We start from the raw sequence: 20,769 nt of genomic DNA, 5'->3' as shown, positions 1-20,769 counted from the left end.
GGCAATCCTCGCCGACTCCGGAGGTCTTTTACCGACCGTTAACAACAACGACATCGGTCAGAACTGTTGACGGGAGGACGATGAGCGCAGTTTGGTATACCAAACAGTCGAGGTGCTCCCCTGGTCCCCCACTCCGGTGCCGCCCCTCCCCGCCACCCGACCCCGTCTCCTGACGCTCCTGGAGGCCCCGTGTCCCTCGCCGACCGTGCCGAAGCCACCGGCACCACAGCGTTCGTCCCCGATCCCCGCCTCACCAACGAAGACCTCGCCCCCGCGAAGAAGCGGAACTGGAAGGTCTTCGACCTCTTCGCCCTGTGGATGTCCGACGTCCACAACCTCGGTAACTACACGTTCGCCGCGGGCCTGCTGGTCCTCGGTATGAACGTCTGGCAGGTGTTCACCTCGCTGCTCGTCGGCTTCGTGATCATCTACATCGGGATGAACTGGATGGGGAAGATCGGGCAGCGCCACGGCGTGCCCTTCCCCGTGGTCAGCCGCATCAGCTTCGGCGTCTGGGGCGCCAACATCCCGGCCATCATCCGGGCCGTGATCGCCATCATGTGGTACGGCATCCAGACCTACCTCGCGTCCGTCGCGGTCAACATCATGCTGATGGCCGCCTGGCCGGGCCTGGAGTCCTGGACGCACAACTCCTTCCTCGGCCTGCACCAGCTCGGCTGGTGCACCTTCGTCGCCCTCTGGCTCATCCAGGCGCTGATCATCAGCCAGGGTATGGAGTCGGTCCGCAAGTTCCAGGACTTCTGCGGTCCCGCGATCTGGATCGTCATGATCGCGCTGGCGGTCTGGATCCTCGCCAAGGCCGGCTGGACCATCTCCCTCACCACGACCCCTCACCCGGTCTCCGTGGGCGAGCAGTGGCGGCAGTGGTTCGGAGCGATCGGACTCGTCCTCGCCACCTACGGCACGCTGATGCTCAACTTCTGCGACTTCTCCCGCTTCGCGCCCGACTACAGGACCGTCAAGCGCGGCAACTTCTGGGGTCTGCCGATCAACTCGACCGCCTTCGTGGTCGTGTCGGTCATCGTCACGGCCGGCTCGCTGGAGGTGTTCGGCGAGGCCATCACCGACCCGGCGGAACTCGTCGCCAAGGTCGGCAACACCTGGGTGCTCGTGCTGGGCGCCCTGACCTTCGCCATCGCCACCATGGGCGTCAACATCGTCGCCAACTTCGTCTCACCGGCGTACGACCTCGCCAACGTCTGGCCACAGAAGATCACCTTCAAGGTCGGCGGCATGATCAGCACGGTCGCGGCGCTGGTGGTGACCCCGTGGAACCTCTTCTCCAACCCCACCGTCGTCCAGTACTTCCTCGGCGGCCTGGGCGCCTTCCTCGGCCCGCTGTTCGGCGTCATCATGCTCGACTACTTCTGGGTCAAGCGCGGCCGCATCGACGTCGACGAACTCTTCGACGCCACGCCCGGCTCCCGCTACTACTACCGCAAGGGCGTCAACCCCAAGGCCCTGTGGGCGTTCCTGCCGGCCGCTGCGGTCTCGGCGGTCCTCGCCCTGGTCCCGACCTTCGGTCACGTCGCCCCGTACTCCTGGTTCATCGGCACCGCGCTGTCCGCCGGGCTGTACGCCGTGCTGTGCCGGGACGAGCGGGCCGCCGCTCCGGCCCCGTCCGAACCGGCAGCCGTGGAGGGCTGAGCGTGCGCATCGTCGTCACGAACTGCAACACGACGCAGGGGATGACCGAGGAGATCGTGCGAGGTGCCCGGGCCGCAGCAGGCCCGGGCACCACCGTGACCGGACTGACCCCGGCCTGGGGCCCCGAGTCCGCGGAGGGCTGGCTCGACAGCTACCTCTCCGCCGCCGCCGTCCTCGACACCCTGCGCACCTACGACAAGCCCTACGACGCGGTCGTCATGGCCGGGTTCGGCGAGCACGGGCGTGAGGGCGCACGCGAACTGGTGGACGTCCCCGTCGTCGACATCACCGAGGCCGCCGCGCACCTCGCCTGTCTCCTCGGGCGGCGCTACGGCGTCGTCACCACGCTCGAACGCTCCTGCGGGCAGATCGAGGACAGCCTCGACGCCGCCGGGGTGGGCCGCAACTGCGCGGCGATCGTCGGCACCGGGCTGGGCGTCCTCGACCTCGCCGAAGCCGACCGCACCACCCGGGCCTTCCTGGCGGCCGGGCAGCGGGCCCGGGACGCCGGTGCCGAGGTGCTGGTCCTCGGCTGCGCCGGCATGACCGGACTGCAGCGGACGGTGGGGGAGAAGCTGGGGATGCCGGTCGTCGACGGGGTGGGAGCGGCCGTGAAGCTCGCCGAGTCGCTGGTGACGCTGGGACTGACCACCAGCCGCGTGGGCGGGTACGCGAAGCCGCTCCCGAAGAGGAGGAGCTGGGGGGCCGCGGGGCCGGCCGAGCCGGACAGCGGGTGAGGAGGGGAACGGGGCAGGGGGGAACGGGTCAGGGGTGAACGGGTAGGGAGGGGCGGTGAGAAGGGCGCGGGTGGAAGCGCCCTCTCGATGTCCGGAGCCCTCGCCTACGCGGCCGGGGGCTCCGGCACCACCGCCGTCGCCGTGATCTCCACCAGCTGACCCGTGTAGCCGAGGCAGGCCACGCCGAGGAGGGTCGAGGAGTGGGGGCCCGTGCTGAGGCCGGACGCCTCGACGACGTCCCAGACCGCGGTGAGGGCCGCGGTCTCGCCGCTGACGACATACACATCGGTGCAGACGACGTGCTCGAAGTCGCTGCCCACCGCCCGCAGTTGCTCCCCGAGGTTCGCCAGCACCTGCTCGGCCTGCCGGACCGGATCCCCCTCCCCGACCAGCTTCCCGTCGGCGTCCAGCGGAACGGCCCCGGCGAGGAACGCGAGCTTCGTCCCGGCCTCGACGACGGACGCGTGCGCGTACACGGGCGGCGCGAACAGACCGGGGACGGTGGTGCGCTGAATCATGAAGGCTCCTCGTGAGGGACGACCAGTCGATGATGCGGACCTCTCGCCCCGCCCGCATCCGAATTCCGGGCCGTCCCCCGTCCTCTGCGTCGGACCCGAGTCGCTGTTCCGTGCCGGCCCACGCTCGCGTGCCCCGATTGCGTTCATAAAGAACGTGGTATCTGCAGCGATCGTCACACCGCGGTAATACGAGCGTTCCACATCCTCCAGGTGCGGCACCTACCGTGGAGGGCACGCGTACCGGTGCCATGAGCACGGATGCCACGAGTACCGATGACGCGAGCGGCGCGTCTCCCGACGTCGCCGCACCAGCCACGCCCCGGCCACCGTCGCCCGAAGGCACACCCCCGCCCTCACCCGACGACAGGAGCCCCGTGTCCCGCCCCGCCGCCCTCGCCCTGCCGCCCTGGCTCGCCCACGCTCTGCGCGCGCAAAGGGGGCCGGTGCCCTGGAACGCTGTCGTGCGCGGGGCGCTGGCCGGTGGGCCGTTGCTGCTGGCGGCCGTGGTGCTGGGGCGGCCGTCCGCCGGGGTCCTCGCCGCCCTCGGCGCGATGCTCGCCGGGATCAACGACCGTCCCGGAAGCCGACGCGTGGCCGTCCAGCGGCTCGGCGTGCCCGCGCTCGCGGGAGCCGTGGGGCTGCTCGTCGGCACCTACGCCGGGCAGTACACCGGCGCCGTGGTCCTCACCCTGCTGCTCACCGCGCTCGGACTCCTCGCCGGTGCGATGAGCGCGGTCGGGCTCGTGGCCTCCGGAGCGGGCACGCAACTGCTGGTCGCGGCCGCCATCGGCGCGGGCATGCCGCTGCCGGAGGCGGGCTGGGAGCGGGCGCTCGCCTACCTCGCCGGCGCCGGATGGCTGCTCGCCCTGCGCCTCGCCCTGCCCACACCCGCGGTCCTCACCGCCGGTGACTACCGCTTCGACGGGGAACGGGACGCCGTCGCCGCCGTCTACGACGCGATCGCCGCCCTGCTGGACGCCGTCGGCACCCCCGGCGCGCTCGCCCGGCGGGCCGCGCTGACCGCCGCCCTCGACCACGCACAGGACGCGCTCGCCGGACCCCGGCTGCGGCGCCACGCCGGCTCGTCGGCCGAGTGGCGCCTGCACGCCCAGTACGCCGCCGCGCTGCCCCTGGCGGAGGCGGCGACCGCACTGGCCTGGGCCGGGGACGCCCCGGTCGGCCGCGCCTCCGAAGGACCCCGGCGGCTCGCCGCGGCCGTACGGGGCAACACCACGACCGGACCGCTGCCCGCGCCCGTCCTGCCCCGCGCCCGGACTCGGCGGCCCGCCGGCGCCCCCGTCGAACCGGCGCTGCGCGCCCTCGACGACGCGCTCCTGCGGGCCGCCGAGACCTTCGACCGGGGCGGCGACCCCCGCGCCCTGCACACCCGCCGCCGCACCCTCGGCTCCCTGCTCCGGCTCGGCCTCGGGGCAGGCGGCCGCGAGTACGGGCTGCGGGTCGCCCTGTCCTTCGGGGCGGCCGCGGCCGTGGCACAGGCGCTGCACCACGAGCACTGGTACTGGCTGCCGGCGACCGCCGTCTTCCTGGTCAAGCCGGACCTGGGGCCGCTGGTGTCCCGTGTGCTGTGCCGGGCCGCGGGGACCGTGCTCGGCGCGGTCCTCTTCGCCGGGTTCGCCGCCGTCCTGCCCCGGCCCGAAGGGCTCGTCGCGCTGGTCGCGGTCAGCGGGGCGCTGATCCCCGTCGCCACCCGGCACTTCGCCGCCCAGACGGCCGTCGTCACCGTCCTCGTCCTCGCCCTCGTCATGGTCGGCGGCGATCCCCAGGCATCCTGGAGCCGCATCGGCGAAACGCTTCTGGCCTGCGCCATCGTCCTGGTCGTCGGCCATCTGCCGATACCGAAGGGGCAGCGGGGCGGGGGCGTACGCGCCCGGCTCACCGAAGCGGGCACCGCGGCGTACGCCTACCTCGCGCACGTCCTGGACGAGTCGCGTGCGCCGGGCGCCCGCTCCGATGCCAACGGGACGCCCCCGGCGAGCGGTCCGGCCACGCCCAACGGGGTCACCGTGTCCGTCGGCGCCGCCCTGCCCGGCGCGGCCGACGAGCGGGCCGCACGCTGGGCCCTGCGCCGCGAGGCATACCGCGCGCTCGCCCGCGCCCGAGGTGCGATCGCCCTCTCCGGGGCCGAACTGCCCGCCCTGGCCCGGCACACCGAGGGTACCGACGAGGTCGCCGCCGCCCTCGAACGCCTGGTGGACACCACCACAGCCTGCGCCGTGCACCTCGACGACACCGGACGGCTCAGCCGCCACCACACCGACCGTCTCACCGCGCTCCTCGACGAACTCGCCCGCCACCGCGGGAACACCGGCACCAGCCTTCCCGAGGCACCGGACATGACCGGTCTACCGGGCGCGGCCGACGCACCGGGCGCGGCCGACGCACCGGGCGCGGCCGAGGCACCGCCGAGGCAGGGTCTGCGCGCGTGATCCCCCGCGGGCGGAGCGGCCGTGGCGGCGGGCCGGAGGACCGGGTGGGCGAGCGGACCGGCGCCTCACCCCGCCCATCCCGGCGGCGACGAAGAAAAGCCCCGCCCGACCGATGAGTTCCGCCTCCCCCTCCGCTCCACACCGGCAGAACGGACCGCACCGGAGGAGGAACCCATGTCGCTTCCGTGGATCGCCCCGCGCGAGGAATGGCGCGCCGCGCGGGAGGAACTGCTGCTCAAGGAGAAGGCCCTCACCCGCGCGCGACGCGCTGGAGGCCGAGCGGCGGCGGATGCCGATGGGCGAGGTCCGCGAGGAGTCCGTCTTCGAGGGCGGTGACGGCAAGGCGACCCTGCGGGACCTGTTCCGGGAGCGGCGGCAACTGATCGTGCACCACTCGCGTTCGCCCCGGAGTGGGAGGCCGGCTCCCGCGACTGCTCTGCTTTCCTCGACGAGATCGGGCACCTCGCGCATCTGCGCGCGCGGGGGACCGAGTTCGCCGTCGTGTCGCGGGCGCCGTACCCCCGCATCCTGCCTTTCAAGGCACGCATGGGAGGGACGGTGCCCTGGTACTCGTCGTTCGGCAACACGTTCGACCATGACCACGACGCCGTCGAGCGGCCGGGCGTGAGCTGCTTCCTGCGGGAGCGCGAGCGGGTGTTCCACACGTACTCGGCGTACGGGCGCGGTCTGGAGGGGCTCGGCTCCACCGCCGGACTGCTGGCCCTCACGGTGCTGGGAGGGGTGGGCGACGAGCGGATCCGGTACCGCGACGAGTACGAGGAGTGACTGAGCGTGACAGCGTGGCAGGCAGTGCAAGGTTTTGCACACAAGGTCACCGGAATGTGTGGTTTCTGAGAGGTACCTCACGATCCGTCGTTGACCTCGTGTCAACTACGTCTCAGTACCGTCACTTCGCGAGCCGTTCACCCCGTGGTTGGCGTTTAAATCTACAAGCTGCCCGGCCGTGATCACGGTACCCACGGGTGCAGCGGGACACGGAGGTGCAGCATGAACGGGCGAACGGTGCTGGGGCGCTTTCCCGCCGGTGGGCCGCGCGGCTCGTGGCCGGCGGAGGAGCTGGCGCACGCGGCCCGCCTCGAGGGGCAGCAGGCCGAGGTCGTGATGGACATCGCGACCGACATGTTCCTGGTCATCGTGCGCGGCGCCGACACCGCCGTGACCGCGTCGGCCTGATCTCACCCCGGCTTCGGCGCGGGCACCTTCTCCGGGGCGGCTGCGGCCGCCGCCGGCGTGGCGGGCCGCGCGGGCGCGGGCACCTTCGCCGCGAACTGCTCCGCCTGCAGCGAGTACAGCTCCGCGTACACCCCGCCTGTGGCCAGCAGCTCGTCCGGGGTACCGGACTCCACGAGACGGCCCTGGTCGAGGACGTGCACGAGGTCGGCGTGGCGCACCGACGCCAGCCGGTGCGTGATCAGGACGACCGTCTGACCGGTGCCCGCCAGGGCGCGGATCTTCTCGAAGACCTCCAGCTCGGCGCGGGCGTCGAGGGCCGCCGTCGGCTCGTCGACGATCAGGATGCGCCCGCGCCGGTAGGCCGCGCGAGCGATCCCGAGGCGCTGCCACTGCCCGCCCGACAGTTCGTGCCCGCCGCTGAACCCCCTGCCCAGCAGCGTGTCCAGGCCGCGCGGCAGGTCCTCCACGACGTCCTGCGCCCCGGCGTCCGCCACGGACGCGGCGAGCCGCTCCTCCGTCAGCGGCGCCGACGGGCGGCCGATCGCCAGGTTGACGCGGGCCGTGAACGGCCACCGCTTGAAGTCCTGCGCGACCATGGCGATGCGCTCGGCCAGCCGCCGCCGGTCCGCGCCCGCCGCGTCCACGCCGTCCCACATGATCCTGCCCCGGTCGGGCGCGTACAGCCCCGCGAGCAGCTTGACCAGGGTCGTCTTGCCCGAACCGTTCTCCCCGACGAGCGCCACGATCTTGCCCAGCGGCACGGTCAGGGTGACATCGCTCAGCGCGGGCCGGGCGGCCTTGCCCGGGTAGGTGAAGGACACGTTCTCCACCCGGATCTCCCGCGGGTCCTCGGGCAGCGGATCACCGCCCTCCGGGATCGCGCGCTTGGCGGCCTCCACGTACAGCCGCTGCATGTCGCCCACGAACAGGGCCTCCTCGTGCAGGGAGTTCACCTCCAGCACCAGGGTGTCGAGGCTGGCGGAGCCGGTGCGGATCGCGATGACGGCCGTCCCCGCCACGGACAGTGCCATCGCGCCGCCGAGCAGCAGAGCGCCCAGCGTCGCGTACGTCGCCACGGTGGCCAGCCCGGTCCACAGGGCCGCGTACAGGCCCGTACGGGCCGCCAGCCGGGCCAGGCGGGCCTGCTCGGCCTCCGCCGTCTCCGACATGGAACGGAAGTGGCGCAGCAGGAACGGGCCGACGCCGTGCACCCGGATCTCCGGGGCTGCCTCCGGCTCGATCAGCAGCGAGCCGATCAGATATCCCGCGCGCGCGTGCTGCACCCAGGCGTGAAAGGACGTGTAGCGGCGGCGGGCGATCGTCAGGGAACTCCAGGCGCTCGGCAGCGTCATCGTCACGAGCAGCGGCAGGAGGGCCGGGTGCAGCACGGTCAGGACACCGGCCGCCGCGATCAGCGAGATCAGCGCGTTCACCACGCGCGCCGAGTAGCTGATCATCCTGCGGGCCGACTGGGCGCCGTACTTCGCGGTGTCGAGCAGCTTGTGGAAACCGTCGTCCTCGATCGCGGACAGCTCCACGGCCGCCGCGCGCTCCAGATACAGCTCGGTCGCGACGCGCTCCACCTTCGGCTCCAGCCGGCCCGTGGCGTACGTCGACGCGGCCCGCAGCAGGGTGGACACCAGCATCACGGCGGCGATGGCGACGAGCGCGGGGGCGGCCTCCCGCAGCCGCTGCTCGACGGTGCCGTCCGCGATCAGCCGCGCCAGGACCGAGTTCATCGCCAGCAGACTCACCGCCTGGGCGAGGCCGCGGCCCGTCTCGGACGCCAGCACGGTCCGGGCCGCCCACCGGTCCGCCTGCCAGGCCAGCCGGAAACTCGACGCGAGCAGCGACGGCAGCCGCCGCACCATCGCGCGGAAGTTCAGCTCCAGAAACGCGTTCGCATGCTGCGACCAGCCCATGTCGTACCGCAGCGGCCCTCCGAACAGCAGCCGCTCCGACTCCGACGTCTCCGGCCTGTCCCCGTCACGTGCCCTGCCCACCCACGGCCTCCCCCGAGTCGTCGCCGACAGGCCACTATCCCGGCGCGCCCGGTCCCCGGCCAGGGCGCACGACGTAGCGACCCCACCCGCCCGGAGCACGCGGGGCGCGAAGCAGGGGGGAGGGGAGCGGGGGAGAAGTTCGCCGACGATGTCGAGACAGGAGCGCCGAGACGGAAGGGGCGGGACAGGAGAGTCCAGACAGGAGCGGGGGCGCGGGCGGCGCTCGCGCGGGGGAGTGCGGCCCGGCCGTCGGAGCGCTACGCGGTCATCGTCCGGGACCACGACGGCGTGGTCCCGGTGACCCGGCACAGCGCCAGGTACAGCGGTATCGGCGGGGTGTAGGGAATGGCGCCCTCCGGCCGGAGGATCAGCGGGGGCACGTCCGCGCCGTCGGGAACCAGCGCTCCGGTGGTGTAGCGCGCCGGGGCGGGCCACTGCAGCGCGTAGTCGGAATCGGAGGGCACGATCCACCACCAGTGCGCCCTGTCGGCGTAGACGCAGCCCACGCGGGGCAGCCGGGGCAGGACCAGCGGCCCGAAGCGGGCCGGGACGGCCACGGCGTCGCAGCCCATCGGTGCGGTCATGCCCTCGGGCAGGGGGAGGGGGCGGGGCGTCGCAGCGGGTCGCTGGGCGCGGCGCAGTCGGGTCAGGGTGTCAAGGCTCACCACGCGAGCCACTCTGCCCCCACCGGGGGGCAGAGCGGGACCGATCGACGCGCTCACACCCATTCGGCCCCCGACCAGCGCCCGACTTCCTGCCGGACCTCGACCTCCGCACCCGCACCCGCACGGCCCCCGGCCACGGTGAGGCCGACGATGCCTCTGCGGTCCTCGGTCCCTCTGCGGGCCTCGGCCCCCGCACGGGCCTCCGCCGCACCCCGACGGGGGTCGCCGACCGCGCGGGGCTCGGTGCTCCCGCGGACCTCGGCACTCCTGCGGGGCGCGGTGTCCCCGCGGGCTCCGGCATCCCCGGGACCGCCGGCAGCCGTGAGACGGAACGCCTCCGGCTCGCCGTCCCGGTCCTCCGTCGGCGGCTTCTTCGCGCCCCAGCCCAGATCGGACCGGGCCGCGGTGTCCGCGTGCACGGCCGGGCCCGTGACGGTGACCGCGCACGCGCCCGTGTCGGGGGAGACCTCGTCGGGGACGACGGGGACGAGCCCTCGCGGCACGTCCGCCCACACCAGCAGGCCCAGACCCACCGGCTGCGCACCCCAGGAGCGGCAGAGGGACTCTATGAGGAGCAGCCCCCTGCCGTGTTCCTCCTCCGGCCGTTGCGGCGAGGGGTGCGGCTCACCGGGCGCGCAGCCCTCGTCCCGCACCGCTATGCGCACCAGTTCGCCGCCGTCGACCAGCTCGCAGACGACATGGGTGCTCGCGGTGTGCACGATCGCGTTGGTCACCAGCTCGGACACGACCAGCGCGGCCGTGTCGCAGGCGTCCTCGCAGACGGCCCAGCCCGTGAGCTGGGTACGGGTCACACGCCGGGCCTGGGCCACGGCACCCGGGTGCGCGGCCAGCTCGAACCGGAACCGGCGCTCGGCGATGGTCTCGGGGCGCGCCCCGGCGGCCGGACCGGGACCGACACGGTCTCCGGCGGCGTCTGTTCCTAACGGCGCAGGGGGCGGAATCACGCTTGCCACTATCGCCCCGCCGTGAACACTTGGCAAGTGTCACTCTGAAAATTGCAGAGTGCCGTGTGACTCTCTGAACGGTCATGGCACACTGCACGCAACAGCACGTGTAGCGGCGCCAGTTGGAAATCCCTCGCACAACATTCATAAGCACGCACAGTGTTCGTATGTGTACACGGACCCGCGTGGCGCGCGAGACCTCCGAGCGGCGCCGCCCGGCTGCCGGGACCGCAAGACCGGACAGGCCGCCCGTCGGACACAGGTCGGCGCAGAGTCAGAGAGCGAGAGGGGCGAGATGAGCGAGCCGCGGTCCGCGCCGACGGTCGGCCAGGTCGTGCTGGGCCGACGCCTGTTGGATCTGCGCGAACGCGCGGGCATCCGACGCGAGGAAGCCGGACGCATCCTGCACGTCACCGCCGCCACGGTCCGCCGGATGGAGACCGCCGAGGTCGCTCTCAAGATCCCCTACCTCCAACTCCTGCTGAAGGCGTACGGAGTCGGCGACGAAGAGGCCGAGACGTTCGTCCGGCTCGCCGAGGACGCCAACAAACCCGGCTGGTGGCAGCGCTACCACGACATCCTGCCGGGCTGGTTCTCCATGTACGTCAGCCTGGAGGGCGCCGCCGGCCTCATCCGCGGCTACGACCCCCACTTCGTCCCCGGACTGCTGCAGACCGAGGACTACGCGCGTGCCGTCATGACCTCGGGCGCCATCGGCCAGACCAAACCCGACGACATCGAGCGCCACGTCGCCCTGCGCATGCAACGGCAGGAACTGCTCACCCGTGACGACGCACCCCGGCTGTGGTGCGTGATGGACGAGACCGTCCTGCGCCGCTCCGTCGGAGGACCGGCGGTCATGCGCGCCCAGATCGACCGACTGCTGGAGGCCATGGAACTGACCCGTGTGACGCTCCAGGTCGCCCCCTTCGACACAGGACCGCACCCCGGCACCTACGGGCCGTTCGTCCTGTTCCGTTTCGCCATGCCCGAACTCCCGGACATGGTCTACAGCGAGTACCTGACCGGCGCCGTCTATCTGGACGACCGCTCCGAGGTGGCGACCCACCTCGAGGTCATGGACCGCATGGCGGCGCAGGCCGCCACGGCACAACGCACGAAGGAGATCCTCCGCGATCTCCGCAAGGAGCTCTGAAGACACCGAATGGACTACATCAAGTCGCAGTCGCGCACGCGCAAGCAGTCGCACACACGCGTCTACAACGGCATGCCCGCCCGGGAACTCGGCAGCGAGGGCTGGCACAAGCCCTGGAGCGGAGGAAACGGCGGCAACTGCCTGGAGGCCATGAAACTCGCCGACGGCCGCATCGCCGTACGGCAGTCCACCGACCCCGACGGACCGGCGCTGATCTACACACCCGACGAGATGAACGCCTTCATCCAGGGTGCCAAGGCGGGGGTGGCCGACTTCCTCCTCTCCTGAGGCCTGTTGCGCACTCCCTGTTGCTCAGTCGATTTCCCTAAGTTGGCCTTGAGTTGATCACCAACCGCCGCACCTTCCCCTGGAGTCCGTCATGAACGGGAGTCCTCCCGTCGAGATCGACACGAGCAGACCCCACCCCGCACGCATGTACGACTGGTATCTCGGCGGCAAGGACAACTACCCCGTCGACGAGGCCATGGGCAGGCAGATGCTGGCCCTCGACCCGCGGGTACCGGTGATGGCGCGGGTCAACCGGGCCTTCATGCACCGCTCCACACGCTGGCTCGCGGAGAACGGGGTACGCCAGTTCCTCGACGTCGGCACCGGCATCCCGACCGAACCGAACCTCCACCAGATCGCCCAGCGCGTCGCCCCCGACGCGAACGTCGTCTACTGCGACAACGATCCCATCGTGCTGGCCCACGCCGCCGCCCTGCTGCGCGGCACCCCCGAGGGGCACACCGAGTACCTGCAGGCCGACGTACGCGACCCGCACGCCGTCATCGAGGGCGCCAAGAAGGTCCTGGACCTCACCCGGCCCGTGGCGCTCTCCCTCATCGCGCTGCTGCACTTCGTCTCCGACGAGGACGGCGCCCACACCCTCGTCCAGCGGCTGATGTCCGAACTGCCCTCCGGCAGCTACCTGGTCGTCACCCACGCCACCGCCGACTTCACCCCAGAGGAGTCCAGGGCGGCCACGGACAAGCTCAAGGCCGCCGGCGTCACCCTGGCCCTGCGCTCCCGCGAGGAGTTCGCCCGCTTCTTCGACGGCCTCGACCTGGTCGACCCCGGCGTCGAGGTCCCCCAGCACTGGCACCCCGAACTCGGCGAACCCGTCCCCGGCCAGGACGACGGGATCATCCCCGGCTACGGGGCGGTGGCGCGCAAGCCGTAGCGCTTCGCGGACCGCCCTGCGACGAGTGCGGCGCGCGCCCCACGGCACGCGCCGCGCGTCCACCCGGTCGTCGCGCATCTGCGCGGGTGCGCGCGGCTGCGCGGGCGCGTGCACTGCGCGAGGGGGCGCTCCGGGCGTGAGTCGTGGCGCGCGAGTGAGCTGGGCGCGCGTCCAGGCGTCGAAGAGGCGCCGCGCCCACACGTACGACCATGACACCCCGTCGACAGGGAGAACCCCGGCGACCAGGCCCACCGGGACCTGCGTGCGTCCCGCCGGCCCTCGGGTCCGCCGGGACCTCAGGCCCACGGGGACCCACGGCCCACCGAGACCTCGCGCCCGCCGGGGCCTGGGGCCTACGGAGATCCACGGCCCGTCGGCCACCGCACCCCGCTCAGCTGAGTGCTGAGCGTCGTGCCCCGCTCACCCCGGTGGCAGCACGCCGCACAGCGCCTCCACCGCCGCCCCGTACGCGTGCTCCGGCGGCGTCGCATACCCCACGACGAGCCCGTCCGGCGCGTCCCCCACAGCCTCCGGATGCCGGAACTCCGCGAGACCGTCGAGCGCCACCCCCCGCCAGACCGCCGCCCTCACCACGGACCGCTCGGTCCCGGGCGGCAACCGCAGCACGGCGTGCAGCCCGGCGGCGATCCCGGTGACCTCGATGTGCGGCGCCTGCGCGGCGAGGGCCGCGACGAGCCGGTCCCGCCTCGCCCGGTACCGCTGCCGCATACGCCGCACATGACGGTCGTACGCCCCGGAGACCAGGAAGTCCGCGAGCGCCAACTGCTCCGGCACACTCGCCCACGCCTCCCGCTCACCCTTCGCCTCCAGCACGGCACCCACATACCGCTCCGGCAGTACCATCCACCCCAGCCGCAACGCCGGCGACAGGCTCTTGCTCACCGAACCGATGTGCACGACCCGCTCGGGATCCAGACCCTGCAAGGCCCCCACGGGCCTGCGGTCGTAACGGAACTCCCCGTCGTAGTCGTCCTCCAGGACCAGTCCGCCACGTGCGCGTGCCCAGTCCACGACAGCGGCCCGCCGCACGGGATGCAGGGGGCCGCCGGTCGGGAACTGATGCGCCGGAGTGAGCAGCACGGCCCGCTCCCGGTCCAGACCGTCCACCCCGGCACCGTCCTCGTCGAGCGGCAACGGAACCGTCCGCACGGAGGCCGCCGCCAGCAGCTCACGATGGAAACCCAGACCGTACGACTCCACGGCCAGCGGCCCCCGCAGCACCCGCCCGTGGAACAGCAGCCGCAGCGCGTGCGCGAAACCCGAGCAGATCACGATCCGCGACGGATCGGTCCGCACGCCCCGCGCACGGGCCAGATACTCGGTCAGCGCCTCCCGCAGCTCGATCCGACCGGCCGGATCACCTGGCCCGAACACCTCGCTGGGCGCCCGCGTCAACGCCCTGCGATACGACGCCGCCCAGGCCGCCCTCGGGAACGCCGACGCGTCCGGTGAACCCTGCCGCAGGTCGTGCCGCGGCCCCCGCGCGCGGGGCGGAGCCTCCCGGGGCGGGCGCGCCGCAACGCCCAACGGTTCGGCCCGCTCGGCGACCCGCGTACCCGAGCCCTGGCGCGCCGTCAGCCAGCCCTCCGCGACCAGCTCCGCATACGCGTCGGCGACCGTGTTCCGGGCGACACCCAGGTCCGCCGCCAGCGAGCGGTACGGGGGCAACCGGGTCCCGGGAGCGAGCCGCCCACCCCGCACCGCGTCCCGCAAAGCCCGGATCAACGCCGCCCGCCGCCCGCCCCCACCGGACAGTTCGAGATGCAGATCGGCTCCGATCCGCTCCGCCGAATTGACCCACGAATCCTCCATGAAAATGCACCCTACGGGAGGTCTTTCCGCGCCATAGATTCATGGTCATGACGACGAACACAACGAAGAACACGAAGAACACGACGGACGCGACCGACGCGACGGGCACGGTGAACTGCACGAACCCGGCCGACCCCACCACCGCACCCCCGCGCCTCGACTTCGCGAAGACCGCCCGGAACGCCTTCCGCGCCCTCATCGGCTTCGACGCGGCGGCCCGCGAAGGCCTCGACCCGGCCCTGGTGGAACTGATCCAGATCCGCGCCTCCCACCTCAACCACTGCGCCTACTGCCTCCACATGCACACCACCGACGCCCGCAAGGCCGGCGAGAGCGAGGACCGGCTGCACATGATCCCGGTCTGGCGAGAGGCCCGGCACTTCTTCACCGCCCGCGAACAGGCCGCGCTCGCCCTCACCGAAGCGGTCACACTCGTCGCCGACGCCGGCGTCCCCGACGACGTCTACGCGGAAGCCGCCACCCACTTCGACGACACCGAACTTGCCCACGTCCTCGCCCTGATCCTCACCATCAACACGTGGAACCGCATCGCCCTCTCCACCGCCAAACGAGCCGGCACGGACACCCGCTGAACAACTCGGCCCCGGAGCGGCCTTCGCCCATCCGCCGGGCCCGCAAGGGCTCGCCACTCCCGGCCGGGTCGCGCCCGCGATACGGCCCGGCGCCGCCCCACCGGCCCGCGGTCACGCCGTCATGGGCCGGTCGTACGGTCCGATCGGGGCCGGCAGGCGTGCCGTCCCGGTCAGCCGACGGTCCACCGCGGCGGCCACCGCGCGCCCCTCGGCGATCGCCCAGACGACCAGGGACTGCCCGCGCGCGGCGTCCCCGGCCGCGTACACGCCGGGCACGGTGGTCTCGAAGTCCCGCCCACGGGTGATCGTCCCGCGCGGATCAAGAGCCAGTCCGAGCTGCTCCACGAGCCCGTCATGACGGTCCGGCCCGGAGAACCCGAGAGCCAGCAGGACCAGATCGGCGGGCAGCGTCCGCCCGGTGCCGGGCCGGGCCCGCCTCCCACCGTCGACCTCCACCAGGTGCAACGCCCGGACCTGCCCCGACTCGTCCCCCGTGAAGCGGAGCGTGGACGCCGCGAACAGCCGCGCGTCCGCGTCCGCCGCCGGCGCCGACCGAAGATCGCGCGCCTCCTCGTGCGCCGCCGAGAGCCGATAGACCTTCGGATACGTCGGCCACGGATCCACGTCCTCGTCACGCTCGGCCTCCGGCAGCGGATAGATGTCCAACTGCGTCACGGACGCGGCCCCCTCCCGCACCGCCGTCCCCAGACAGTCCGCCCCCGTGTCACCACCCCCGACGATCACCACATGCTTCCCGGCCGCCGAGAGCGGCGACACCGCCAGGTCCCCCTCACACACCCGGTCGGCCAGCGGCAGATACTCCATCGCCTGATGAATACCGCCCAACTCCCGCCCAGGCACCTGCAGTTCACGCCATGCCGTAGCACCTGTGGCGATCACCACCGCGTCGTACCGGGCCCGCAGCTCAGCCGCCCCGACATCCCTCCCCACGGCGGTCGACGTACGGAACTTCGTGCCCTCCGCCCGCATCTGCTCCAACCGCCGGTCCAGATGCCGCTTCTCCATCTTGAACGCCGGGATCCCGTAGCGCAGCAACCCCCCGATCCGGTCCGCCCGCTCGTACACGGCCACCGTGTGACCGGCCCGCGTCAGCTGCTGCGCCGCCGCCAGCCCGGTGGGCCCGGAGCCGACGACGGCGACCGTCCGCCCCGACAGCCGGTCCGGCGGCCGAGGAGGCGTGAAACCGTCCGACCAGGCCCGGTCCGCGATGGCGACCTCCACGTTCTTGATGGTCACCGCGGGCTGATTGATCGCCAGCACACACCCCGCCTCGCACGGCGCGGGACACAACCGTCCGGTGAACTCGGGAAAATTGTTCGTGGCGTGCAGCCGGTCGCTCGCCGCCCGCCAGTCCTCCCGCGACACCAGGTCGTTCCACTCGGGAATCAGATTCCCGAGTGGACAGGCGTCGTGACAGAACGGAATCCCACAGTCCATGCACCGGTCCGCCTGCTTGCTGACGATCGGCAGAAGCGCCCCCGGGACATACACCTCGTCCCAGTCCCGCACCCGCTCCTCCACCGGCCGACGGCGCCACTCCTCGCGCGGCGTGGTCAGAAAACCCTTGGGATCGGCCATGGCCGTCTCCCTCACGTATGACGTACGCGTGCGGCCACGGCCGGGCACGACCGCAGCCGGCGGACTGGACCGGCATGAGGGACTGGGGGCGCGGAGCACGAGGCCGTACGCCGTCGGGCGACACTCTCTTCCCGCCACGATACGACGCGCCCGCCGCCCTCGCCTCAGGCCAGCGCGAGCAGGTACGACAGGGCGGCCGCGGCCGACGCGACCGCCCGGACGGTGTTCCACGTCGTCCACCGGCTCACGTACTCACGCCAGTACGCGGCGGCCTCAGCCGTGCCCGCGCCCAGCCCGGCGAGCGTCTCGTTGCGCGGCACGTTCGCCACCATCGTGACCCCGAAACAGCCGAACAGATACAGCGCACTGCCCAGCAGCAGTTCCACCCTGCCCTCGTCCGGCCACAGCACGAAGGTCACGACGGCCAGCACGGCACACAGCACCGCCGTACCCACGAACAACAGCATGAACGCCGGCGTCAACGCACTCACGTTGATCGCCTGCATCGCCGCCACGCCCTGCGCGGGTGGCAACGATGCCAGCCCCTTCATCACGAACGTCGAGAACCCGCAGAACACCCCCGCCACGATCGCCGTCCCGAGCAGCCCCAGCACCGTCAGCACGAAGTACGGCCCATCGATCATGTCCGCTCCCACCTCGCCCCCTCGAATCCCCAAGATCCTGCCCCGCACCCACTGTCACCACAAGCGAACAGCCGCAGCCGCAGTGACGGTCGCGGAGGGAGGAGGGGCCCCTCCCCCCTCCCCTCCCTCCCCCTCACCCCGCCTCCCGCCACTCCCGCAGCCTCGCCTCCACCGTCCCCGTGATCCGTCGTCGCGCCTCGTGCCGGGGCACGCCGCTCATCAGCAGCCGGTCGTACGGCGTGTCCACGTGCCGTACGGATGCGATGACGGCGGAGGTCACCGCGACCTGGGTCAGCGCGCGGCCGGCCGCGCTGCGGCCGACACGGCCGCTGCCGCGCAACGAGGCGTGGGCGGCGATCTCCCTGGCCCGCTCGGCCGGACACGCGGGGAACAACCGCCGTACCTCCGCGGCGAACGCGTCCGTGAAGCGAACGTCCTCCACCGCCCGCCGCCGCGCGTCCCGCAGCCGCCGCCGGCGCCGCACCTCGGCGTCCGCCAGGCACCGCTCCTCCGCGCGGGCGAGCGCGGCGTCCTCGACCAGGACTCCCTGTCGCTCGTAGCGGCTCCGACGTCGGTTGAACCGTACGACCACCGCCGACAGCGAACTCTCCTCCCGAGCCCGCCGCGTGAGCGCGGTGTCACCGCGGGGCACGAACACCAGGTGCCCGAGATCCGCGCAGTCCAGGCAGCGCGGCGCCCCCTCCTCCAGCACCAGCAACGCCACCGGACCGCTCCGGCACTCGGCGCAGTGCTTCTTCCTGAGTGCCTGCACGACGACGATTCCGGTACGGGGCGGGGGAGTGGCGAGCGCTGCCATACACGGTTCATTCCCCCTGGTGGCCGCATGGTCACGCGGTCGTCGGACCGGCGTCCCGATCCGCGTCTCGACCGGTGTTCCGCCCTGGGTCCCGACCCACGCGGGCGCGGTCGACCGGGCGCGGCATGATGGGCCGTGTGCGATTCGAAGCGATCACCTGGGAACGGCTCGGCGACCTCCTCGCCGACCGCATCGTCGACCTGGAGCCGGACGACGGATCGCCCTGGCCACGCATCGCCTTCGACGGAGCTCCGGCCGCCCGCCCCGGAGATCTCGCCGAGCGGGTGTCGGAGGCGCTGCGCGTACGTGGCAGGCCCTCGCTCGTCGTGGGCACCGAGGGGTTCCTCCGGTCCGCCTCGCTCCGGTTCGAGTACGGCCACGAGGACGTGGAGGCCTACTACGACGGCTGGTTCGACACCGCGGCCCTGTGGCGCGAGGTCTTCGGCCCCCTCGACCCCGGTGGCTCGGGCCGGGTCCTGCCCGATCTCCGGGACTCCGCCACCGATCGGGCGACCCGCAGCCCTTACGCCCAACTCCCGCCCGGCGCGGTCCTGTTGACGCACGGACCTCTCCTCCTCAAGCACTGGTTCCCCTTCGATCTGACCGTCCATGTCCTCCTCTCCTCGGGTGCCCTGCGCCGCCGCACTCCGGAGCGCGAACACTGGACCCTCCCCGCCTTCGAGCGCTACGAGGCCGAGACGGACCCGGCCGCCACCGCAGACGTACTGGTGCGGGCCGACGACCCACGACATCCCGCCTGGAACGGCTGACCGCGGCTCTCACGGAGCCCGCCCGCCGGCCCGTGGATCTCGCAGCCGCGGAACCAGCGGCCTGGCCATCCGCATCCTCCGACCTTCCCCCGAAGTGCCGTCCGTCCGTCCGCCCGCCCAGGTCACACGCGCGCCCCACGTGGAGGGGCGGTCCCTTCCGAATGCGCTTCGCTCCGGTGGCGGCAAGAATGTAGGGCGCCGGGACCAGCGGTGCCTCCTGCGCCGCGCCGGCCGTCCGGCACCGGGAGGTACCACATGACCACCGCCGGAGACATCATGCACCGCGGAGCCCAGTGGATCCCCGCCCACGAGACCCTGGACCGCGCCGCGCAGCTGATGCGTCAGCTGAACGTCGGGGCACTCCCCATCAGCGACCAGAACGAACGGCTCTGCGGCATCCTCACCGACCGCGACATCGTCGTCGGCTGTGTCGCCCTGGGCCACGACCCGTCGACGATCACGGCGGGCGAGATGGCCAAGGGAACCCCGCGCTGGATCGACGCCGACGCCGACATCTCCGAGGTTCTGGAGGAGATGAAGGGCCACCAGATCCGCAGGCTCCCGGTGATCGAGAACAAGCGGCTCGTCGGCATGATCAGTGAGGCCGACCTCGCCCGTCATCTGTCGGACGACCAGATCGCCGCCTGGGCCGAGAGCGTCTACGCCAAGACCGCGACGCGCTGAATCGACCGTCCGACCGGCTCTGCGCTGCCGTGCCGTCGCCGCTCTCCGGGAGTCACAGCCAACCGTTGCGTTTGAAGCCCCGGTAGAGGGTGACGCAGGCCATGGCTATGACTCCCAGGACGAGTGGATAGCCGAACTTCCAGTGCAGCTCGGGCATGTGCTCGAAGTTCATGCCGTAGACCCCGCACACCATGGTCGGCACGGCGATCAGCGCCGCCCACGCCGTGATCCTCCGCATGTCCTCGTTCTGCGCGACACTGACCTGCGCCAAGTGTGCCTGCAGGATCGAGTTGAGCAGTTCGTCGAACGCGGCGATCTGTTCCGTGGCTCGCAGCAGGTGGTCGGAGACGTCCCGGAAGTAGGCCTGTATCTCCGGCTCGACCACCCGGATCGGTCGTGAGGTCAGTTCCATCAGGGGCCGGGCGAGCGGGGCCACCGCCCGCTTCAGTTCGAGCAGTTCGCGCTTGAGCTGGTAGATGCGCCCCGGGTCGACGCGCGCGCCGTTCGCGGCGAACACATCCGTCTCGACCTGGTCGATGTCCGTCTGGACCGAGTCCGTGACGCTCAGATAGTCGTCGACCACGTGGTCCGCGATCGCGTGCAGCACCGCGGCCGGTCCCTTCGACAACTGCTCGGTGTTCGCCTCCAGCTCCTCCCGCAGCGGACCGAGCGAGCCGTGCCGCCCGTGCCGGACCGTGATCACGAAGTCGGCGCCGACGAAGACCATGATCTCGCCGGTGTGCACCACCTCGCTGGTCGCGGTCAGTTCCGTGTGCTCGACGTAGCAGACCGTCTTGAACACCGCGAACAGGGTGTCGCCGTAGCGCTCCAGCTTGGGACGCTGATGCGCCTCGACCGCGTCCTCCACGGCCAGCGGGTGCAGGTCGAAGAGTTCGGCGATGCCGGCGAACTCCCGCTGCGTGGGCTCGTGCAGCCCCAGCCAGACGAAGCCGTGATCGTGCTTGCGGACCTGCTTGACGGCCTCGACGACATCGCGACCGCCGGGGGACCGGACACCCTTGTGATACGTCACGCAGTTCACCACCGAGGTGCCCAGCGGGGAGCGGGCCGGGTGGCTGAGGTCGACGCGGGGACTCCGTCGTGCCAGCCGTGCCACCCTGCGCAGACCACCTACCTTGTCGAGGCCGGTGACCTTCCGCAGATTCCCTGCCATGGACATCTGGATCTCCTCGCGTGAATCCCCTCGCACCGCACTTCGTGCCCTGTCGCGCCAGTTTGCCAGGGCCGGACGAGTGCCGGGTAAGGCTGTGGGAACGGAACGCTCCACTTCGC

Annotated in this window: 19 protein-coding genes and 1 pseudogene; 11 read left to right on the top strand and 9 right to left on the bottom strand. The window is 72.1% G+C overall.

Translation table 11 applies throughout. The features are described 5' to 3' along the window. Positions 1 to 189: 189 nt before the first annotated feature. Positions 190 to 1,668, top strand: a complete 1,479-nt coding sequence (locus ACFU5F_RS09640) for an NCS1 family nucleobase:cation symporter-1 (protein ID WP_383884405.1) — start codon at positions 190 to 192, stop codon at positions 1,666 to 1,668. A 2-nt stretch (positions 1,669 to 1,670) separates the two neighbouring features. Beyond that, positions 1,671 to 2,405 carry an aspartate/glutamate racemase family protein gene (locus tag ACFU5F_RS09635; protein ID WP_383884402.1) on the top strand — a complete coding sequence of 245 codons (735 nt, stop codon included), beginning with the start codon at positions 1,671 to 1,673 and terminating at the stop codon, positions 2,403 to 2,405. Positions 2,406 to 2,509: 104 nt separating this feature from the next. Here the strand turns inward: ACFU5F_RS09635 and ACFU5F_RS09630 are convergent, their stop codons facing one another. Beyond that, positions 2,510 to 2,923 (bottom strand): RidA family protein, encoded by a 414-nt coding sequence (locus tag ACFU5F_RS09630; RefSeq protein WP_383884399.1) that lies wholly within the window; start codon positions 2,921 to 2,923, stop codon positions 2,510 to 2,512. A gap of 374 nt (positions 2,924 to 3,297) precedes the next feature. On the opposite strand from ACFU5F_RS09630, the gene ACFU5F_RS09625 reads away from it, so the two are divergent. The 3 genes and pseudogenes from ACFU5F_RS09625 (at position 3,298) to ACFU5F_RS09615 (ending at position 6,564) form a co-directional block, all read left to right on the top strand. Continuing rightward, entirely contained in the window at positions 3,298 to 5,370 is a 2,073-nt protein-coding gene (locus ACFU5F_RS09625) for an FUSC family protein (protein WP_383884396.1), read from the top strand. A 174-nt stretch (positions 5,371 to 5,544) separates the two neighbouring features. Beyond that, positions 5,545 to 6,156, top strand: a pseudogene (locus tag ACFU5F_RS09620) (DUF899 family protein). A 222-nt stretch (positions 6,157 to 6,378) separates the two neighbouring features. Next, complete coding sequence (locus ACFU5F_RS09615; RefSeq protein ID WP_037693204.1) at positions 6,379 to 6,564, top strand: hypothetical protein; 186 nt, start codon at positions 6,379 to 6,381, stop codon at positions 6,562 to 6,564. A 2-nt stretch (positions 6,565 to 6,566) separates the two neighbouring features. Here ACFU5F_RS09615 and ACFU5F_RS09610 read toward each other — a convergent pair whose 3' ends face one another. The 3 genes from ACFU5F_RS09610 to ACFU5F_RS09600 all read right to left on the bottom strand — a co-directional run bounded on the left by ACFU5F_RS09610 (position 6,567) and on the right by ACFU5F_RS09600 (position 10,197). Next, positions 6,567 to 8,567, bottom strand: coding sequence for an ABC transporter ATP-binding protein (locus tag ACFU5F_RS09610; protein ID WP_383884392.1), 2,001 nt, complete (start codon positions 8,565 to 8,567; stop codon positions 6,567 to 6,569). A 257-nt stretch (positions 8,568 to 8,824) separates the two neighbouring features. Beyond that, positions 8,825 to 9,295, bottom strand: a complete 471-nt coding sequence (locus ACFU5F_RS09605; RefSeq protein ID WP_383884390.1) for a hypothetical protein — start codon at positions 9,293 to 9,295, stop codon at positions 8,825 to 8,827. Beyond that, positions 9,286 to 10,197 (bottom strand): ATP-binding protein, encoded by a 912-nt coding sequence (locus tag ACFU5F_RS09600; protein ID WP_383884388.1) that lies wholly within the window; start codon positions 10,195 to 10,197, stop codon positions 9,286 to 9,288. The genes ACFU5F_RS09605 and ACFU5F_RS09600 overlap by 10 nt, the downstream gene beginning before the upstream one ends. A gap of 295 nt (positions 10,198 to 10,492) precedes the next feature. On the opposite strand from ACFU5F_RS09600, the gene ACFU5F_RS09595 reads away from it, so the two are divergent. From ACFU5F_RS09595 to ACFU5F_RS09585, 3 genes are all read left to right on the top strand, one after another. After that, positions 10,493 to 11,353 (top strand): helix-turn-helix domain-containing protein, encoded by an 861-nt coding sequence (locus tag ACFU5F_RS09595; protein ID WP_383884386.1) that lies wholly within the window; start codon positions 10,493 to 10,495, stop codon positions 11,351 to 11,353. Positions 11,354 to 11,362: 9 nt separating this feature from the next. Beyond that, positions 11,363 to 11,641, top strand: coding sequence for a DUF397 domain-containing protein (locus ACFU5F_RS09590; protein WP_383884383.1), 279 nt, complete (start codon positions 11,363 to 11,365; stop codon positions 11,639 to 11,641). A gap of 91 nt (positions 11,642 to 11,732) precedes the next feature. Further along, positions 11,733 to 12,536 (top strand): SAM-dependent methyltransferase, encoded by an 804-nt coding sequence (locus tag ACFU5F_RS09585; RefSeq protein WP_383884381.1) that lies wholly within the window; start codon positions 11,733 to 11,735, stop codon positions 12,534 to 12,536. Positions 12,537 to 12,956: 420 nt separating this feature from the next. On the opposite strand, the gene ACFU5F_RS09580 is transcribed toward ACFU5F_RS09585, so the two are convergent. After that, positions 12,957 to 14,369, bottom strand: coding sequence for a PLP-dependent aminotransferase family protein (locus tag ACFU5F_RS09580; RefSeq protein WP_383884379.1), 1,413 nt, complete (start codon positions 14,367 to 14,369; stop codon positions 12,957 to 12,959). A 41-nt stretch (positions 14,370 to 14,410) separates the two neighbouring features. On the opposite strand from ACFU5F_RS09580, the gene ACFU5F_RS09575 reads away from it, so the two are divergent. Then, positions 14,411 to 14,962 carry a carboxymuconolactone decarboxylase family protein gene (locus ACFU5F_RS09575; protein WP_383884376.1) on the top strand — a complete coding sequence of 184 codons (552 nt, stop codon included), beginning with the start codon at positions 14,411 to 14,413 and terminating at the stop codon, positions 14,960 to 14,962. A 111-nt stretch (positions 14,963 to 15,073) separates the two neighbouring features. On the opposite strand, the gene ACFU5F_RS09570 is transcribed toward ACFU5F_RS09575, so the two are convergent. From ACFU5F_RS09570 to ACFU5F_RS09560, 3 genes are all read right to left on the bottom strand, one after another. Next, entirely contained in the window at positions 15,074 to 16,561 is a 1,488-nt protein-coding gene (locus ACFU5F_RS09570; RefSeq protein WP_383884373.1) for a glutamate synthase subunit beta, read from the bottom strand. Positions 16,562 to 16,725: 164 nt separating this feature from the next. Continuing rightward, the gene (locus ACFU5F_RS09565) at positions 16,726 to 17,205 is read right to left on the bottom strand and encodes a DUF1772 domain-containing protein (RefSeq protein WP_383884370.1); all 480 of its coding nucleotides are present in this window, start codon (positions 17,203 to 17,205) and stop codon (positions 16,726 to 16,728) included. A 133-nt stretch (positions 17,206 to 17,338) separates the two neighbouring features. Beyond that, entirely contained in the window at positions 17,339 to 18,022 is a 684-nt protein-coding gene (locus tag ACFU5F_RS09560; protein ID WP_383884367.1) for a DUF2293 domain-containing protein, read from the bottom strand. A gap of 128 nt (positions 18,023 to 18,150) precedes the next feature. On the opposite strand from ACFU5F_RS09560, the gene ACFU5F_RS09555 reads away from it, so the two are divergent. Together ACFU5F_RS09555 and ACFU5F_RS09550 are read left to right on the top strand one after the other, a co-directional pair. Continuing rightward, entirely contained in the window at positions 18,151 to 18,792 is a 642-nt protein-coding gene (locus ACFU5F_RS09555) for a uridine kinase (protein WP_383884461.1), read from the top strand. Between the two features lie 255 nt (positions 18,793 to 19,047). Beyond that, positions 19,048 to 19,476 carry a CBS domain-containing protein gene (locus tag ACFU5F_RS09550; RefSeq protein ID WP_383884364.1) on the top strand — a complete coding sequence of 143 codons (429 nt, stop codon included), beginning with the start codon at positions 19,048 to 19,050 and terminating at the stop codon, positions 19,474 to 19,476. A gap of 52 nt (positions 19,477 to 19,528) precedes the next feature. Here ACFU5F_RS09550 and ACFU5F_RS09545 read toward each other — a convergent pair whose 3' ends face one another. Then, the gene (locus tag ACFU5F_RS09545; protein WP_383884361.1) at positions 19,529 to 20,656 is read right to left on the bottom strand and encodes a magnesium and cobalt transport protein CorA; all 1,128 of its coding nucleotides are present in this window, start codon (positions 20,654 to 20,656) and stop codon (positions 19,529 to 19,531) included. Positions 20,657 to 20,769: the final 113 nt, after the last annotated feature.

This window comes from Streptomyces sp. NPDC057438 (assembly GCF_042802995.1).
In the GTDB taxonomy this organism is placed as follows: domain Bacteria; phylum Actinomycetota; class Actinomycetes; order Streptomycetales; family Streptomycetaceae; genus Streptomyces.
The sequence above is the reverse complement of the archived record's forward strand: the minus strand, read 5'-3'. Positions and strand labels throughout refer to the sequence as shown.

What these genes read in the sequence shown, in the direction of transcription:
- ACFU5F_RS09630 (WP_383884399.1), bottom strand. Translation starts at nt 2,923, where the DNA reads ATGATTCAGCGCACCACCGTCCCCGGTCTGTTCGCGCCGCCCGTGTAC.
- ACFU5F_RS09615 (WP_037693204.1), top strand. Translation starts at nt 6,379, where the DNA reads ATGAACGGGCGAACGGTGCTGGGGCGCTTTCCCGCCGGTGGGCCGCGC.
- ACFU5F_RS09605 (WP_383884390.1), bottom strand. Translation starts at nt 9,295, where the DNA reads ATGGGTGTGAGCGCGTCGATCGGTCCCGCTCTGCCCCCCGGTGGGGGC.
- ACFU5F_RS09595 (WP_383884386.1), top strand. Translation starts at nt 10,493, where the DNA reads ATGAGCGAGCCGCGGTCCGCGCCGACGGTCGGCCAGGTCGTGCTGGGC.
- ACFU5F_RS09590 (WP_383884383.1), top strand. Translation starts at nt 11,363, where the DNA reads ATGGACTACATCAAGTCGCAGTCGCGCACGCGCAAGCAGTCGCACACA.
- ACFU5F_RS09585 (WP_383884381.1), top strand. Translation starts at nt 11,733, where the DNA reads ATGAACGGGAGTCCTCCCGTCGAGATCGACACGAGCAGACCCCACCCC.
- ACFU5F_RS09580 (WP_383884379.1), bottom strand. Translation starts at nt 14,369, where the DNA reads ATGGAGGATTCGTGGGTCAATTCGGCGGAGCGGATCGGAGCCGATCTG.
- ACFU5F_RS09575 (WP_383884376.1), top strand. Translation starts at nt 14,411, where the DNA reads ATGGTCATGACGACGAACACAACGAAGAACACGAAGAACACGACGGAC.
- ACFU5F_RS09570 (WP_383884373.1), bottom strand. Translation starts at nt 16,561, where the DNA reads ATGGCCGATCCCAAGGGTTTTCTGACCACGCCGCGCGAGGAGTGGCGC.
- ACFU5F_RS09565 (WP_383884370.1), bottom strand. Translation starts at nt 17,205, where the DNA reads ATGATCGATGGGCCGTACTTCGTGCTGACGGTGCTGGGGCTGCTCGGG.
- ACFU5F_RS09560 (WP_383884367.1), bottom strand. Translation starts at nt 18,022, where the DNA reads ATGGCAGCGCTCGCCACTCCCCCGCCCCGTACCGGAATCGTCGTCGTG.
- ACFU5F_RS09555 (WP_383884461.1), top strand. Translation starts at nt 18,151, where the DNA reads ATGGGCCGTGTGCGATTCGAAGCGATCACCTGGGAACGGCTCGGCGAC.
- ACFU5F_RS09550 (WP_383884364.1), top strand. Translation starts at nt 19,048, where the DNA reads ATGACCACCGCCGGAGACATCATGCACCGCGGAGCCCAGTGGATCCCC.
- ACFU5F_RS09545 (WP_383884361.1), bottom strand. Translation starts at nt 20,656, where the DNA reads ATGTCCATGGCAGGGAATCTGCGGAAGGTCACCGGCCTCGACAAGGTA.